The following is a 14,721-nucleotide window of genomic DNA, read 5'->3' as shown; positions in this document are numbered from 1 at the left end:
TCCCGACAGATGGAAGTGAGCGTACGAGCAGGCACTGACAGTCGCGGGGCTGATTCGATGCCTTTGCTGAGGGACTCGCCAGTAGTGTTGTGACGATTCTGGTGTGAGCCACGTAGCGCGCGGATACGCGCGCTACTGACTGTGATGGGGTGCGAGGCGCGTTGAGCGGGACCACGACTGCGACGACGGTGCACGACGTTCTCAAGGCGATCCGCGACGGCTCCACCGTGAACCGTGACCGGGGGACCCGCTTCGAGGAACTCATGGTCCAGTACCTGAGCACCGACCCCCAGTGGACTGAGCAGTTCACCCGGGTATGGATGTGGACTGACTGGCCCGGAACCGAGCACGACAAGAGGGATACGGGCATCGACCTGGTCGCGCAGGACCGGGAGACCGGCGGCTACTGCGCTATCCAGTGCAAGTTCTACGAGCCGCAGCACACGATCCACAAGGAGGACATCGACTCCTTCTTTACCGCCTCCGGTAAGGGCGCCTTCACTCGCCGAATGATCATCTCCACCACCGACAAGTGGAGCGTTCACGCCGAGGAAGCACTGACCGACCAGCAAGTCCCCGTGACCCGCGTCGGGCTTTCCGACATCGCCAACAGTCCGGTTGAGTGGCACATGCCCACTCCTGGGCTGCACGTCGAGTTCGAGATGACGCTGCGGGAGAAGAAGAAACCGCGTCCGCACCAGAAGGCGGCCATCGACGACGTCTTCGCGGGCTTCGCCGAACACGACCGGGGCAAGCTGATCATGGCTTGCGGTACCGGCAAGACGTTCACCGGTCTTAAGCTCGTGGAGCGCTTGCGGCGTGAGCGCGCCGAGGCCGGTAAGGGTGAACACACCACGGTCCTGTTCCTGGTGCCCTCCATCGCGCTGCTTTCGCAGACGCTGCGCGAGTGGTCGTATGAGGCAGAGGTCTCGCTGAATGCCTTCGCCGTCTGTTCGGACGCCCAGGTCGGTAAGCAGAAGGCTCAGGGCGACGACAAGGACATGTCCACCCATGACCTGGCCCTGCCCGCTACCACTAACGCGGACCGGCTGGTCGAGCAGATGGCGAGCGTCGAGGCGGCCCCTGGCCTGACGGTGGTGTTCTCCACTTACCAGTCGATCGCGACCATCTCGGCGGCCCAGAAGAAGGGCCTGTCCCGGTTCGACCTGATCCTCTGCGACGAGGCGCATCGCACCACCGGTGTCACTCTCTCCGGTCACGACGAGTCCGCGTTCGTCCGCGTTCACGACGACAGCTTCATCGGTGCCGACCGGCGCCTGTACATGACCGCGACGCCTCGCGTGTACAACGACGACGCCAAGCAGGACGCCAAGGGCGCTCAGGCAGCCGTCGCGTCCATGGATGACGAGACGAAGTACGGCCCCGAATTCCACCGTCTCGGCTTCGGTAAGGCGGTCGAACAGGGTCTGCTCACCGACTACAAGGTCCTTATCCTCACCATTGACGAGGGCGTGGTCGCCAAGACTCTCCAGGAGGGCTTCGCCGGCGGGGGTTCCGAACTGAACCTCGATGACGCCGCCAAGATCATCGGCTGCTGGAACGCCATGGCCAAGCGCACCGGAACCTTCGCTGATGGCTCCGGCTTCGGCAAGGACGAGGCCCCGATGAAGCGGGCCGTCGCCTTTGCCCGCTCTATCGCCGATTCCAAGAGCGTCGCTGACAACTTCAATGCGATCGTCGATGCCTACGAGGACGCGGACGACGAGGTGCTGCACTGCGAGGTCAACCACGTCGATGGCACCTTTAACACCCTCCAGCGCAACCGGCTCCTTGACTGGCTCAAGCAGGATCCGGGCCAGGCCAACGCCCGCATCTTGTCCAACGCCCGCTGCTTGTCCGAAGGCGTCGACGTGCCCAGCCTCGACGCGGTGCTGTTCCTCCACCCGCGCAACTCTGTGGTGGACGTCGTCCAGTCCGTCGGCCGCGTGATGCGCACTGCGCCCGGCAAGAACTACGGCTACATCATCCTGCCGGTGGCCGTCCCGGCTGGAATGACACCCGAGCAGGCCCTGTCAGACAACAGGCGCTTCAAGACCGTCTGGCAGGTTCTTCAGGCGCTCCGCGCCCACGACGACCGCTTCAACGCGACGGTTAACCAGATCGAGCTGAACAAGGCCAAGCCCGACACGATCGGCATCGGTCACATCTGTGCCGGTGACGAGACGGTCGGCGACCAGGACGGCTCCAGCACCGAAGACAGCGCGAAGGCCGCTAAGGACCAGGAAGCCCAGAGCGCCCAGCACATCCAGGACGCCTTGTTCTCCGTGGCCGACTGGCGTGAGGCCATCTATGCCCGAATCGTCGACAAGGTCGGCGAGCGCCACTACTGGGAGGACTGGGCCAAGGACATCGCCCAGATCGCAGACCGCCACGTCACCCGCATCAAGGCTGCGCTGAACATCCCCGAGAAGCAGGTGGCCTTTCAGGAGTTCGTCACTGAACTGCGGGCGACGATAAACCCCGGCGTCACCGAGGCCGCTGCCGTCGACATGCTCGCCCAGCACATCGTCACTAAGCCCGTCTTCGATGCCCTGTTCAGCAGCTACGGCTTCGCCGAGCACAACCCGGTGTCCAAGGCCATGCAGGGCATGCTTGACGTCCTCGACGACACCGGTCTCGACGCCGAGGCCCAGACCCTGGAGAGCTTCTACGAGTCGGTGCGCGTGCGCGCCGAGGGCATTGACAACCACGAGGGCCGCCAGCGCGTCATCGTCGAGCTGTACGACAAGTTCTTCAAGACCGCCCTGCCCAAGACCGCTGACGCGCTCGGCATCGTCTACACCCCCATCGAGGTTGTCGACTTCATCATCCGCTCCACGGAGCAGGCCCTCGCGAAGCACTTCGGTAAGTCCCTGTCCGACCAGGGGGTCCAGATCATCGACCCCTTCGTTGGCACTGGCACCTTCCCTGTACGCCTCCTCCAGTCCGGTCTCATCAAGCCCGAAGACCTCTTGCGCAAGTACACGAGCGAACTGCACGCCAATGAGATCGTGCTGCTCGCTTACTACATCGCTGCTGTCAACATCGAAGCTGCCTTCCACGACATCGCCGGCGGGGAGTACCAGCCCTTCGAGGGCATCGTGCTCGCGGATACCTTCCAGCTCGCCGAGGGGACGGCGCAGCTCGACGGCATGGAGGTCCTGGAAGGTAACAGCGAACGGGCGAAGAAGCAGAAGGCCCAGCCAATCACGGTCGTCATCGGGAACCCGCCGTACTCAGTGGGGCAGGACAGCCAGAACGACGACAACCAGAACCTCAAGTACGAAACCCTGGACACGCGTATCCAGGAGACGTACGCCGCCAAGTCGACAGCGACAAATAAGAACTCGCTATATGACTCCTACATCCGAGCTATCCGCTGGGCATCCGACCGCATTCAGGATGACGGCGTGGTCGCTTTCGTCTCCAACGGTGGCTACATCGACGGCAATACAGCGGACGGACTACGCAAGTCGCTCGTCGAGGAGTTCGACGCTATCTACTGTTACAACCTGCGTGGCAATCAGCGCACACACGACTGGAAGCGAGAAGGCGGCAAGATCTTTGGCTCGGGGAGCCAGAACACCGTCGCCATCTTGATTCTCGCCAAGGGCGACAAGAATGGTGTCTCTGCGTCCGGGTGCGAGTTGTACTACCACGAGGTCGATGACTACCTCACCCGCGAGGAGAAGCTGAACAAGCTCCGCACACAGAGTCTGGGCAGCGTCGAGTGGAAGAGGGTCAGCCCGAACGCCGAGGGTGACTGGATAAATCAGCGAGATGAGCGGTTCGTTGAATTCCAGGCGATCGGGGAGAAGGATAAGAAGGCGGCAGAAAAGGCGATCTTTGCGCTGTACACCCCCGGACTGCAGACCAATAGGGACGCTTGGGTTTACAACCATTCTCGTCAGAAACTTGGCGAGAATGTTGAGGCGCTCATCGATTTCTACAACACGCAGGCAGAGGGCTTTCGGGTACACTGCAATGCCCTGGGGATCTCCAAACCCAGCATTGCAGATGCCGAGAAGTTCATCGATCGCAATCCGATGCGGATCAGCTGGTCGTCGAGCCTGATTTCCAAGCTGATGCAGGGAAAGAAGATCGAGTACGTGGCGGAGCGCGCCATCGTCGGTACGTACCGGCCCTTCGATCGCCGTGCGGTGTACTTTGACCGCGACCTCAATCACCGTCCCGGCAAGTTGCCGCAAATGTTCCCGACACCGGATCACGAGAACTTCGGCTTCTATACCACCGGTACTGGGTCCGACGAGCCGTTCTCGCTCCTGATGACGGATGCTGTGCCGGACCTACATGCTGTTGGCACCAAGAGTGTCGGCCCGCACTTCGTCCGTTACATGTACCACGAACTGTCTGTCGATGGCGGCTTCGACTTCAGCGAAGGCGATGCCAGCTACGAGCGTGTCGACAACATCACCGATGTTGCTCTGGCTGACTACCGCAAGGTGTATACAGACCCTGCCATTACCAAGGATGACGTCTTCTATTACGTGTACGCCCTGCTCCACTCCGCGGAGTATCGCAAGCGGTTTGCCGCAGACTTGAAGAGGTCCCTGCCACGCATCCCCAAGGTGCGAGACTTCCATGGCTTCGCGGAGGCCGGGCGTAAGCTCGCTGACCTGCACATCAACTATGAGCAGGCTGAGCCGTACAAGGGCATCGTTGAGACGCCGACTGGCGACATTTCGGTAACCCCGCCGAACGAGTTGTACCGCGTCGCCAAGATGAAGATCCCGAAGGTCAAGGGCCAGGCTGACCGGTCGACCATCATTTACAACAACCGGATCAAACTGGCCAACATTCCAGAGGAGGCGTACCGCTACCAGCTCGGCGCACGTTCCGCGATCGAGTGGATCATCGATCGCTACCAGGTCAAAGTCGACAAGGCGTCGGAGATCGTCGACGATCCCAACGACTGGTCCGACAATCCGCGATACATCATCGACCTGCTCAAGCGGATCGTCACCGTCAGCCTGGAAACGATGAAGATCGTGGATGCTCTCCCGGCGCTCGACATCCTGGAGTAGCATGACGTACGCAACGGCGGTGCAGACCATTGAAGTGAAGCCTGGACAGAACCTGTCGAGTAGCCGCCATGGTGGCCCCGATGTAAGTAACGGTGGAAGCCTCAGGGGCTTCACATTTTGGTTGCGTAGCGGCCCAACGTAAGAGCTTGGTCCACTCTTCGTTGTCTGTGTGGCCTCTGTCGGGGCCGCGTTGGCGCGCTGGTTCCATCGCTAGACGGGGCGCGTCAGCGCCCCCATTGCTGGCTTGCTGGGCTTCGTGATGCGGCCCCGGAAGGGGCCGAAGGAAGCCGCTACCCGTTTTCCTTCTGTGGCGGCCTGTCGGCCGCCCCTGCACGCTTCCCAGTAGCTACTTCGCCGTCGAGCCGGACCTGCTTTTTCGGCCCCTGCCGGGGCCGGATCGCTCCGTCCTGCCTGCCGCTGGGGCCGCGACGCGGCCTCTCCGTCCTTCCCGGTTCAACGCAGACGTGTAGTTATGCGTCTGCGCGGAGGAGGGCGGATCCGCTGCTGCACATATAGATATAGAGGGCAGGATCGTTTTCCTATGGAATGAGGCCGTAGAGGTAGGCGCGACGCGTCTACCGAGTAGGCGCTCGTCGCCTACCTCGGGTCAGGCAGCGCGGCGAATGCCGTGTTCTCGGCAGGACAGGGACCCTTGCCCCATGTCGTACATGTGTGAGGGGAGGACGAGGCACCGGGCAGTGGATGACGCGTGCAGCAGCCGGCGGACTTTGGCTTCGCGGACAGCGCGACTCACCCCTTGCTTCGTCTGTTCCGAGCCGTCCTTGCGGCGGAGGATGTTCGCAAGTTCGCCTGGGCCTAGCTCAGCGTGGCCGATCTGGTTTGCCCTGCCCAGGGCGGCGAAGAAGGCTCGAAGAGGGAGCGGCCAATCGGGCACCGTGGCCATACGGCGGAATTCCGGACGGGAGATGGCAGCCCATTCTTTGAGCTGAATCCGTGGCTTGTGCTCGCTCATCAAGAGCGTGACTCCGTCTCTGTGTGGCGCACGCGGGTGCGCCAGTGATCCCCGCCAGACGGCGGGACATGTGCCTCCTTTCGGTTGGCTTTCGGTGATGGGGATGCGCTGGTCAGGCCGAGACCGGGCACTCCCGATCGATCCAGCGGTCGACCTCTGATAGCCGGAAGCGCAGGCTGCCGCCGACCTTCCGTGACGGGATGCCGAGCATCCGGTGGTTGTTGTAGATCCAGGCGGGCTTCTTGCCCAAGTACTCGGCCACATCCTGCGCAGCATGATGACGGCGGCCGTGAAGGAACGCCGCATACCGGATAGCCCGTGCGACGAGGTGCCGCCGCTCAAGACCGCGGGCGCTGCGGTCGACCCGGACGAGATCCCGACGCTTGCTGAGGTGTACGCCATCGCCGCCGCCATGTCTGAGCAGTACCGGCTTACCGTGTGGCTCCAGGCGGGCGCAGGGCTGCGCATCAGCGAGGCCCTCGGCTTCTCCGCCGACTGTCAGCGAGACGGCTTCCTCCGGCTGCGTCGGCAGATCAGCGCCAAGGCGAACCAGGGCGAATGCGTGACGCGCTTCGTGCCGCTGAAGCACCGCACGCCGGAGGAGTTCCGGGATGTGCCCACGCCGGTCTTCCTTGATCAAGAGATCGGGCTGCACCTGAAGCGCTGGGGGACGGTCGAGATCGACGGCTTGGAGGTGCTGTTCGCTCCGCGTGAGCGAGGCAAGGGCAACATGCCCACGGCCTCGACGTACGGATACCACTGGCGCAAGGCGCTGACGGGTGCCGGCGTGGTGACGCCGGACGGGAAGCCGAAGTACACGCCACACTCGCTGCGGCACTTCTTCGCCTCGACGGCACTCGCGAACGGTGTGCCGATCCATGAGGTGAGCCGCTGGCTCGGGCACCGCAACATAAAGACGACCGTCGACACGTACGGGCACCTGGTGCCGGAGGCGTGGGACCGCTGCCGGGACGTGATGCAGCAGGCACTGCGCCCCGGGCTTCCCCGTCAGGCGTCGGCGACCGAGCTGGCGGCGTGACGTGCTGACCTGCCGACACTGTGCTGACTTGGTGCTGACCCTGCACCCCTTCAGAGGGCTGAAACCCTTGGGAATACTGGGGAGTGGGAGGCCTCTTGAACGTTCCGCTTCAACGTCTAACACGTACGGCGAAGGCCGCCTGACCTGCGACGGAGCGGGTTGGGCGGCTTTTGCTGTCCGCGCAGAGTCCGCAGCGCCGCTACCGATTTGCTGCGGCTGCGTCCTGACTGCGGCCCCAGACCTCGCTCACCTGTTCAGTCCCTGGCGTGATCCCTCTACGCTGATCAGCGGCAGGCACTGCAAGCCCGGAGCAAATGAGGTTGCGGGTGAGACTTAGGCAAGAAACTCGCGTCCTGAAAGAGAAGGCCATCTCGTCGATGGTCGCTGCGGCGGAAGCGTTCAACTCGCCGTACGATCGCGGGCGCGCGACGAAGGTTCTGTTGCACCTTCAGCACTCCTTCGAAATGCTGTTGAAAGCCGCCCTTGTCCAAAGGGGAATCCGCGTACTCGATCCGACTCTGGGTCGGTCGATCGGCTTCGAGGCATGTGTGCGCAAGGCCATGCAGCACACCGACATCAAGCTCAGCGAAGCGGACGCCGGGATGCTCAGGGCGATTGATGCCATGCGGGACGACGAGCAGCATTGGTTCAACCAGGTGTCCGAGCAGTTGCTGTATGTGCATGCTCGTGCCGGCGTGACGCTCTTTGATGACTTCCTTCAACGAGTGTTCAAGGAACCGCTTGCCGATCACTTGCCGGTGCGAGTGTTGCCCGTCTCCGCCCACCCTCCGGGTGATCTTGCGCTTCTTCTCGACGAGGAGTACACGCAGATCGCCTCTCTGCTTAAGCCCGGTCGACGCGCGACACACGAGGCGCGGGCCCGGATCCGCACCCTGTTGGCGATGGAGGCCCACACCGGTCCGGAGACGCGGGTCTCCGATAAGGATGTCGATCGCGTGCTGAGTGCGTCGATGCGGGACGTCATGACGCCGGGTGGTCGCGGCGCCAGAAGGTGGGGAGCCACCAGCAGAGCACCGAGCGGTCGTCGGGCCACGGGGTGCGTTCGTCCGAGTCCCAGTCCTCGAAGGAGTCGCGTGTCGGGTCGATGGGGCGCCAGGCGGGGTCGAGCGGCTCGTCCGCTACCGGAGGGCGGACGTACTGGCTGCCGTGCTGGTCGCAGGCGCCGAAGTCCTGGTAGCTCTGCTGCGCCTCGATCAGGGAGACCCTGTTGGCTCCGACGGGCGAGGCCGGCCAGCGGAACTGGACCCCGTCGTCCTCCCAGAAGCAGATGGGGCAGATCTCGTAGGAGCCGGGCATGGCGTCCAGCACGCGGTGCCCGCAGCAGGGACAGGGGTACAGATGGCTCACCTGCGCAGTCTCGTCGACGGTCCGGTCGGCGTGCCATGGATTTCCGCGCCTCGGCACACCCGGCCAGTCCGCAGAGAGTCCGCAGCACACCCGTAAGCGGCCGTCGGGACCCAACGCACGCCAACGGAGAAATGCCTGGTCAGGGCGCTGTGCGGGGCTCCGCCGCAGGTCAGAATCGGTCCGCAGACATTCCGCTTCAACGTGTAGTCATCGCGTTGCCGCACGTTGAATGATTTCGTCAACGTGCAGTCAGAAGGGGTCGGACTCCGGTGAGTCCGACCCCTTCCGCATTCCCGTGCCGACTTGGCGCTGACTCTTCAGCTGCTGCGCGGCGGTGTGAGCTTGTCGAGGTCCAGGCTGATCTCGAAGGGCACCGGGCGCTGGAGGGTGCCCCGGAAGATCCCGGCGGGCGCGTAGGCGCCGGTGGGTTCGTCGAGTTCGTAGGCGTGGACGACGGGCGCCCCGTCCTCGTCCTCGATGCACCAGTAGTGCGGGATGCCGGCCTCCGCGTACTTGCGGAGCTTGACTGTGCGATCGCGATGGGCGGACTCGGGGGAGACGACCTCGATGACGAGTCGGACCTCCTCCGGTGCGAACCAGGTGCGGTCGCCGTCGAAGTCGGCCGTCGTCACCAGCAGGTCCGGTTCGGGACGGTTGCGCGGGTCGAGCTTGATGGTCATCTCGCGGCCGACTCGGGTGTCAGCGGGGACCTGCTCCATGAGTGCGACCGTGAGCATGGTGACGAGGTGGCCGTGCCACCACCTCTGGGGCGACATCATGAAGACGAGGGCTCCGTCGATCAGCTCGGTGTGGCGGGGCGCCTCGGGGAGGCGGTCGAGGTCCTCCGCGAACCAGCCTTCCGCGCGCGGCGGGCGCATCCAGTCGGGCAGTGCGGTCATGGCTTCACGGTAGCGGCCCGCGGCTCAAGCCGGAGAGCCAACGAACCCGATCCGGTGGTTTTCGGCAACTTGCCGTGCCATGACCGGCCACGCGCCCAGCGTTCGGCCATGAGTGACTCATCGGTCCAGGTGGCCATGGTGGTCACCTGCGTGGCGGCTCCCGTCTCAGCGACGACGGCCGCGTTTCGGGCTTCCGTCTACAACCGTCGGCAGGCGAGAGCAGTTGTCCCGGCCGACGCCCTCACAGAGAAGGCGGCGGCTTGGACGGCACAGCTCGGAGCAGGCCCCGGCGAGGCGTAGCGGGCGAGCGGTGTGGGGCCGCGGGGTAGGGCAGATCGGCATAAAATGGGTGTAAAGGTACTCCAGGTGGGTTCGGGAGGCGTGATGTCCGTACGACCCGACGCGCCGCCGCAGCGCGCGCAGCATGATCCCGAGGACACGCTCAACCAGCTCGGGAGTTCATGGCACTGGGCGCTCGGTGTCGCCCTCGCGACCCTGATCCCGGGGATCCTCGTGCTCGTCTGGCCCGACGAGACCCTGCACATCCTGGCCGTGATCATCGGGCTGCAGTTCCTGGTTGCGGGCGGGTTCCGCTTCGTATCGGCCTTCTCGCACAGCAACGACGCCGGCGGCAGCCGGCTGGCGAGCGTGCTGGTCGCGGTACTGGCCTTCCTGGCGGGCGTCCTCGTACTGCGCCACCCGATGCAGACCATCGGCGCGCTGTCCTTGATCGTCGGAGTGTTCTGGCTGATCACCGGCGTGCTCACGGCGTACGTCGCGATCGCCGACCGGCTCCTCGTCCACCGCGGGCTGCTCTTCGGCCTGGGCGCTCTCGGCACCGTCGCCGGAATCGTCGTGCTCTGCTTCCCGGTGGACTCCGCGGTCGCCCTGACGCGGCTGCTGGGCCTGTGGCTCGTCCTGCTCGGCGTGTTCGAAGTGGTGATGGCCCTCGTCATGCGTTCCGCCACCCGTCGCATCACCGCGCCCAGGTAGGCGGCGGGCGCCGTCTAGTGTCTTGTGGCGCAAGGTAGTGCGCGAGTATCTTGTGCCGCATGACAAAGGAGCCGCCGGCGACCGGTGACCAACGGCGCAGCCAGCTCCTGCGCGGGGTGCTCGACCTGTGTCTGCTGTCCCTGATCGCCGAACGGCCCCGGTACGGATTCGAGTTCGCCGAGGCGCTCGCCGCCGGCGGGCTGGAGCTCGTCAGCGACGGCAGCATCTATCCGCTGCTCGCCCGGATGGAGCGGGCGGGGCTCATCTCCTCGTACCGCGCCCCGTCCCCGAGCGGCGGCGCCCCCCGCAAGTACTACCGGCTGACCGAGGCGGGGGACGCCGAACTCGGCCGGGGCCGCGCCGACTGGCAGGCCTTCACCGGACCGGTGGGCCGGATCGTGACCGCCACCACCACGCCCACGCCATCCACGGGGGAGAACACGGCATGACGAACGCGCAGATACTCGCGGCCTGCCGCAGCAACTGGGAGTACCGCGGGATCGACGACGCGTCTGTGCGGGAGATGCTCGACGAGCTCTCCGCGCACCTGGAGGACGCCGAGGCGGCCGGCCGCACCGGGCAGGACGTCGTCGGCCCCGACGTGCGCACCTTCGCCGCCGCGTGGGCGCGGGCCCGCTCCCCGCTGCCGCGCCGCGTGCTGCGCACCGCCTCCCTCGGCTGCTACGTCGCCGGCTGGGTCCTGCTGATCGCGTACCTGATCCGGTGGACTACGCAGTTGGACGTCACCCCCGGCAACACCGTCTTCTGGGTGGTCCTTGCCACGGTCACCGTCACCTGGAAGCTGCGGCGGGGCAGCCTCGGCATCCGCCGAAGCTGGGCCGTCGCTCTCCTCATCGCGCTCCCCGCGGGGATTGTCGCGGACTGGCTGGTTGGTGACGAGCCGCTGTTCACCGTGCCGCTGTGGGCTGCCGCGCTCCTGCTGCTGCCCGGGCTGCCCTACGCCGTCGCCGACGTACGGGCCAGGAGGAACGGCGCCGCCTGACGGTGCCGTCCGGCGACGGGCGCGGCCCGCTCAGAAGCCGCGCACCGAGGCCACCGTGAACGTGGTCGGGGTGCCCGTGCCGGGGTCCATGGGGCCTCCCTTGTCGAACTGGGAGCGGACCACGAGGGTGCGTCCGGGTACGCGCGCGAGGGTCGTGGGGATCTGCAGCGACGGGTCCGTGATCGTACGGGTCAGCCTGGCGCGGGTGCCGTCCGCACCGACCTGCCAGCGGGTCAGCGTGTTGGTGGCGTTGTGCGCCACGCGCAGGGTGCCGTCCGGGGCGAGGTCGAGACCGTCGGCGGCCTTCAGGTCGCCGCCGGTGAGGGCGACCCGGCGGACGTCGCCGGTCCGCAGGTCGACGCGGTAGAGGTCGCCCGCCGTCATGTCGACGGTCAGGAGGTAGCGGCCCGCGCGGTCGGAGGTGATGCCGTTGAGGCTGAAGGTGCCGGACGGGCGGGGGCGCAGGGCAGGGGTGAGGTCGTAGGCCTCGGTCAGGATGCCGCTGCCGGCGGCCAGTTGCCGCGGGGTCACGCGGTAGATCACGCCTCGGCTGCTGTCCGTCAGGTACGCGGTGCCGTCCGGGGTGAGGACCAGGTCGTTCACGAAGCGCGCCGAGGTCCCCGCGGCCACCTCGAAGTGAGCCAGCCGGCGCCCGGTCGCGGTGTCGTAGACGGCCACGCCTTTCGTGGAGTCCGTGACCCACAGCCGGCCGCGGGCGTCGACCCGCAGGCCGTTGGCCGTACGGCGGCCGTCGGTTCCCGAGGGCAGGAACACCTCGGCCTCGTGCCGGCCGGGCCGGGCCCGGTAGACCGTGCCGTCCGCGTACGAGCCCACGTAGACGGTGTGCGTGCGGGGGTCCGCGGCTATGCCCTCCGGATAGACCTTCGCGCCGGGCAGGGCGAAGGCGGTGGATATCCGGGCATCGCCGGACGCCGTCTGCGGCCGGGCCAGGGCCGGAGCCGGCGCCGCCGCGCCGAGTGCGAGGGCCCCGGCCAGCGAGGCCGCCCCCAGGACGGACCTCCTCCTGAGGGCCGTTGCCACCGCGCCCTTCTTCGGTGCGCCCTTCTCCGCTGCGGCGCTCTCCGCTGCGGCCCTCTTCGTTTTCTGCGTCATCGCCCGCCTCGTTCGATGTCCTCTACTGATCATGTGAGGATGAATCTATGTTAGAGCTCTAATGCATGCAAGGGCCGGGCCGTAGGATGCCGGAATGACCTCCATGGCCCCCGAGGAGCGCATCGGCTCTCACATCAAGCGCGCCGAGCAGGCACTCCTCGCGGCGAAGAACGCGGCCTGCAAGCCCGCCGCAGTAACGGTTCCGCAGTACGCCGCCCTGCTCTGGCTCGCCGAGAAGCCCGGCATCTCGGCCGCCGCGCTCGCGCGCCTGTGCGGGGTGACGCCGCCGACCATGAACACCGTGCTGAAGAACCTCCAGGAGCGCGGGCTCATCGAGCGGACCCCGCACGAGTGGCACCGCAACGTGCTGGAGACCCGGCTCACCGAAGTGGGCCGGGCGGCCATGGAACTCGCGGACACGGGCGCCGTACGGGTGGAGCGCGCCCTCGCCGCCGCGTTCACCGAGGAGGAGCGGGAACTGTTCATCGCGCTGCTCGGGCGCTGCGCGGAGGTGCTCGACGCCGAGCGGTGATCTCTCCGCCCGCACGGATCAACGTATGTTTTTTGCTCGAATTTGGAACTGTGCGGGTGGTTTGCTCATCAGGACTTAGGGGAGACCAGCCGCTCTGCCCTCGGGGGCAGTCAAGACCGTTCGGAGCGAAGTTCGTGCACCAGTACCCGCAGCGCCCGCGGCCTGACGACCAGCAGTCGTACCAGGACTACCCGCCCCAGGGGCATGGCGGCCAGCAGCACCAGCAGCAGGGCCAGCAGCAGCACCAGTCGTACGAGACGCCCTCGCCCTACCCGGGCCGGCCGCCGTACGGTGAGCCGCCCACCGCGGCCGGGTACCAGCACGACACCGAGCTCCGGCAGCCCGAGCGGTCCCGGCGCCGAATATGGGTCAGCGCCGTGGTCGCCCTCGCGCTCCTCCTCGGCGGCGGCGGGTTCGCCGCCTGGAAGCTCGACTGGTTCTCGGGCAACGGCGAAGCAGTGACCTTCGGCAAGAACCCGCCGCAGTCCCCGGCCGCAGGCGCGTCCGACGCGGGCACGCCGAGCGCCGAGGCCAAGCCCTCGGGCGACCCGGACGTGCTCATGCCGACCGGCCCGAAGTCGGACTTCAAGCAGACCGCCAAGCTGGACGACGGCACGATCATCGCGAAGACCCGCCTCGCGGGCGCGAAGTCCGGCTTCGAGGGCGACGTGTGGGTGTGGGCCCCCAAGCAGTACGACGACCCGAAGTACGCGAAGAGCGGCTTCCCGGTGCTCATCGCGCTCCCCGGCGGCAACGGCTTCCCCAACAACTACTGGGCGGACACCAGCCTCGGGCTCCAGAAGGCCATCAACGAGGGCGTCAAGGCCGGCACCAGCCTCCCCTACATCGTGATCATGCCGGTGCTCAACCCGGACGCGAAGTACTACTACGACGGCTCCGACATCCCCGGCCAGGCCAAGATGGGCACGTGGATCGCCGAGGACGTCCCGGCGTTCGCCAAGGCCAACTTCCGTACCTACAAGTCCCGTGACGGGTGGGCCTTCATGGGCTCCTCCTCTGGCGCGTTCGTCGGCATGAAGACGGTCCTCCAGCACCCGGACAAGTTCAAGGCCGTCATCGCCTCCGGCGGCGAGATAGTCCCCGACTCCCCGCTGTGGAAGGGGCACCAGGCGGAGATGGACGCGAACAACCCGGAGAAGCTCGCCCAGAAGCTGATCGACACCAAGGGCCCCGAGGTGTACATCAACTTCCAGGTCGGCACCAAGGAGTCCGGCAAGGACCGAATGGTGAAGTTCCAGCAGCAGTACGGCAAGGGCCCGGTCAAGACCACCATCCGCGACATCCAGAACGGCGAGCACAACGGCTGGCACTACGTCCGGGGCATGAAGGAAGGCTCCCTGGAATGGGTCAGCAAGGTCCTGAAGGCACCTAAGCCGGAGGAAGGCTGATCTGGACCCGAGAGCCTGGCCTGCCGCGCGTGGTGGGGGGCGGGCGTGCGGCTAGGCGTGCGGCCAGGCGGGCGGGCGGCGGGCGGGGGAGGGGAGCGGGGCGGGGCGGGGGCTTCGGGGGGCGGGTTCCACGCGGGCGGGGACGGAGGAGGCGCGGGGGCTTCGCGGGGGCGGGAGACGCCCGGGCCGTGAGGGAAGGGCGAGGGGTGGCTTCGGGAGGTCGGGAGCCGCTGGAGCGGTGTCAGGGATGTGCTGGGGGTTTCCCGTCAGTCCCATCGTCTCTCCGTGTCGGGCCGGTCCCTCAAGGGCGCTCGTTCCTCGCGTCGCTTCGCGATGTCGCTGCGCTC

General features: G+C 66.3%; 12 protein-coding genes and 1 pseudogene. 8 read left to right on the top strand and 5 right to left on the bottom strand.

Annotation, left to right across the window (positions count from 1 at the left end; translation table 11 throughout):
• Nucleotides 1-161: 161 nt before the first annotated feature.
• Nucleotides 162-5,045, top strand: coding sequence for a DEAD/DEAH box helicase (locus ACZ3X1_RS13510; protein ID WP_467279582.1), 4,884 nt, complete (start codon nt 162-164; stop codon nt 5,043-5,045).
• 607 nt (nt 5,046-5,652) lie between these two features.
• Here the strand turns inward: ACZ3X1_RS13510 and ACZ3X1_RS13505 are convergent.
• Together ACZ3X1_RS13505 and ACZ3X1_RS13500 are read right to left on the bottom strand one after the other, a co-directional pair.
• Nucleotides 5,653-6,018 (bottom strand): hypothetical protein, encoded by a 366-nt coding sequence (locus ACZ3X1_RS13505; protein WP_467279580.1) that lies wholly within the window; start codon nt 6,016-6,018, stop codon nt 5,653-5,655.
• Nucleotides 6,019-6,130: 112 nt separating this feature from the next.
• A complete protein-coding gene (locus ACZ3X1_RS13500; RefSeq protein WP_467279578.1) occupies nt 6,131-6,280 on the bottom strand; it encodes a helix-turn-helix domain-containing protein in 150 nt (49 codons plus the stop codon).
• A 12-nt stretch (nt 6,281-6,292) separates the two neighbouring features.
• On the opposite strand from ACZ3X1_RS13500, the gene ACZ3X1_RS13495 reads away from it, so the two are divergent.
• Both ACZ3X1_RS13495 and ACZ3X1_RS13490 read left to right on the top strand, forming a co-directional pair.
• Nucleotides 6,293-7,057, top strand: coding sequence for a tyrosine-type recombinase/integrase (locus ACZ3X1_RS13495; RefSeq protein WP_467279576.1), 765 nt, complete (start codon nt 6,293-6,295; stop codon nt 7,055-7,057).
• A 314-nt stretch (nt 7,058-7,371) separates the two neighbouring features.
• Nucleotides 7,372-7,773: pseudogene (locus ACZ3X1_RS13490) on the top strand (DUF3644 domain-containing protein); the annotation flags it as partial.
• A 265-nt stretch (nt 7,774-8,038) separates the two neighbouring features.
• On the opposite strand, the gene ACZ3X1_RS13485 reads toward ACZ3X1_RS13490, so the two are convergent.
• Together ACZ3X1_RS13485 and ACZ3X1_RS13480 are read right to left on the bottom strand one after the other, a co-directional pair.
• Complete coding sequence (locus ACZ3X1_RS13485; RefSeq protein WP_356813925.1) at nt 8,039-8,425, bottom strand: CPCC family cysteine-rich protein; 387 nt, start codon at nt 8,423-8,425, stop codon at nt 8,039-8,041.
• 317 nt (nt 8,426-8,742) lie between these two features.
• Nucleotides 8,743-9,324, bottom strand: coding sequence for a Uma2 family endonuclease (locus tag ACZ3X1_RS13480; protein ID WP_356813926.1), 582 nt, complete (start codon nt 9,322-9,324; stop codon nt 8,743-8,745).
• 384 nt (nt 9,325-9,708) lie between these two features.
• Here ACZ3X1_RS13480 and ACZ3X1_RS13475 point away from each other — a divergent pair, with 384 nt between their 5' ends.
• Genes ACZ3X1_RS13475 through ACZ3X1_RS13465 form a run of 3 tightly spaced genes read left to right on the top strand, consistent with a single transcriptional unit; the run spans nt 9,709 to nt 11,320 of the window.
• A complete protein-coding gene (locus ACZ3X1_RS13475; protein WP_356813949.1) occupies nt 9,709-10,317 on the top strand; it encodes an HdeD family acid-resistance protein in 609 nt (202 codons plus the stop codon).
• A gap of 59 nt (nt 10,318-10,376) precedes the next feature.
• A complete protein-coding gene (locus ACZ3X1_RS13470) occupies nt 10,377-10,766 on the top strand; it encodes a PadR family transcriptional regulator (RefSeq protein WP_390077836.1) in 390 nt (129 codons plus the stop codon).
• Nucleotides 10,763-11,320 (top strand): hypothetical protein, encoded by a 558-nt coding sequence (locus ACZ3X1_RS13465; protein WP_467279571.1) that lies wholly within the window; start codon nt 10,763-10,765, stop codon nt 11,318-11,320. The genes ACZ3X1_RS13470 and ACZ3X1_RS13465 overlap by 4 nt, the downstream gene beginning before the upstream one ends.
• 30 nt (nt 11,321-11,350) lie before the next feature.
• Here the strand turns inward: ACZ3X1_RS13465 and ACZ3X1_RS13460 are convergent, their stop codons facing one another.
• Nucleotides 11,351-12,433 carry an SMP-30/gluconolactonase/LRE family protein gene (locus ACZ3X1_RS13460; protein ID WP_467279567.1) on the bottom strand — a complete coding sequence of 361 codons (1,083 nt, stop codon included), beginning with the start codon at nt 12,431-12,433 and terminating at the stop codon, nt 11,351-11,353.
• Between the two features lie 94 nt (nt 12,434-12,527).
• Between ACZ3X1_RS13460 and ACZ3X1_RS13455 the strand changes: the two genes are divergently transcribed.
• Together ACZ3X1_RS13455 and ACZ3X1_RS13450 are read left to right on the top strand one after the other, a co-directional pair.
• Nucleotides 12,528-12,965, top strand: coding sequence for a MarR family winged helix-turn-helix transcriptional regulator (locus ACZ3X1_RS13455; RefSeq protein ID WP_467279565.1), 438 nt, complete (start codon nt 12,528-12,530; stop codon nt 12,963-12,965).
• 362 nt (nt 12,966-13,327) lie between these two features.
• Nucleotides 13,328-14,374 (top strand): alpha/beta hydrolase, encoded by a 1,047-nt coding sequence (locus tag ACZ3X1_RS13450; RefSeq protein WP_467280047.1) that lies wholly within the window; start codon nt 13,328-13,330, stop codon nt 14,372-14,374.
• The last annotated feature ends 347 nt before the right edge of the window (nt 14,375-14,721 follow it).

This window comes from Streptomyces sp. NPDC023541, from assembly GCF_055559995.1.
The sequence above is the reverse complement of the archived record's forward strand: the minus strand, read 5'-3'. Positions and strand labels throughout refer to the sequence as shown.

Excerpts from the sequence above, each read along its gene's own strand:
- ACZ3X1_RS13505 (WP_467279580.1), bottom strand. The coding sequence starts at position 6,018 with ATGAGCGAGCACAAGCCACGGATTCAGCTCAAAGAATGGGCTGCCATC.
- ACZ3X1_RS13495 (WP_467279576.1), top strand. The coding sequence starts at position 6,293 with ATGATGACGGCGGCCGTGAAGGAACGCCGCATACCGGATAGCCCGTGC.
- ACZ3X1_RS13480 (WP_356813926.1), bottom strand. The coding sequence starts at position 9,324 with ATGACCGCACTGCCCGACTGGATGCGCCCGCCGCGCGCGGAAGGCTGG.
- ACZ3X1_RS13475 (WP_356813949.1), top strand. The coding sequence starts at position 9,709 with ATGTCCGTACGACCCGACGCGCCGCCGCAGCGCGCGCAGCATGATCCC.
- ACZ3X1_RS13470 (WP_390077836.1), top strand. The coding sequence starts at position 10,377 with ATGACAAAGGAGCCGCCGGCGACCGGTGACCAACGGCGCAGCCAGCTC.
- ACZ3X1_RS13465 (WP_467279571.1), top strand. The coding sequence starts at position 10,763 with ATGACGAACGCGCAGATACTCGCGGCCTGCCGCAGCAACTGGGAGTAC.
- ACZ3X1_RS13460 (WP_467279567.1), bottom strand. The coding sequence starts at position 12,433 with ATGACGCAGAAAACGAAGAGGGCCGCAGCGGAGAGCGCCGCAGCGGAG.
- ACZ3X1_RS13455 (WP_467279565.1), top strand. The coding sequence starts at position 12,528 with ATGACCTCCATGGCCCCCGAGGAGCGCATCGGCTCTCACATCAAGCGC.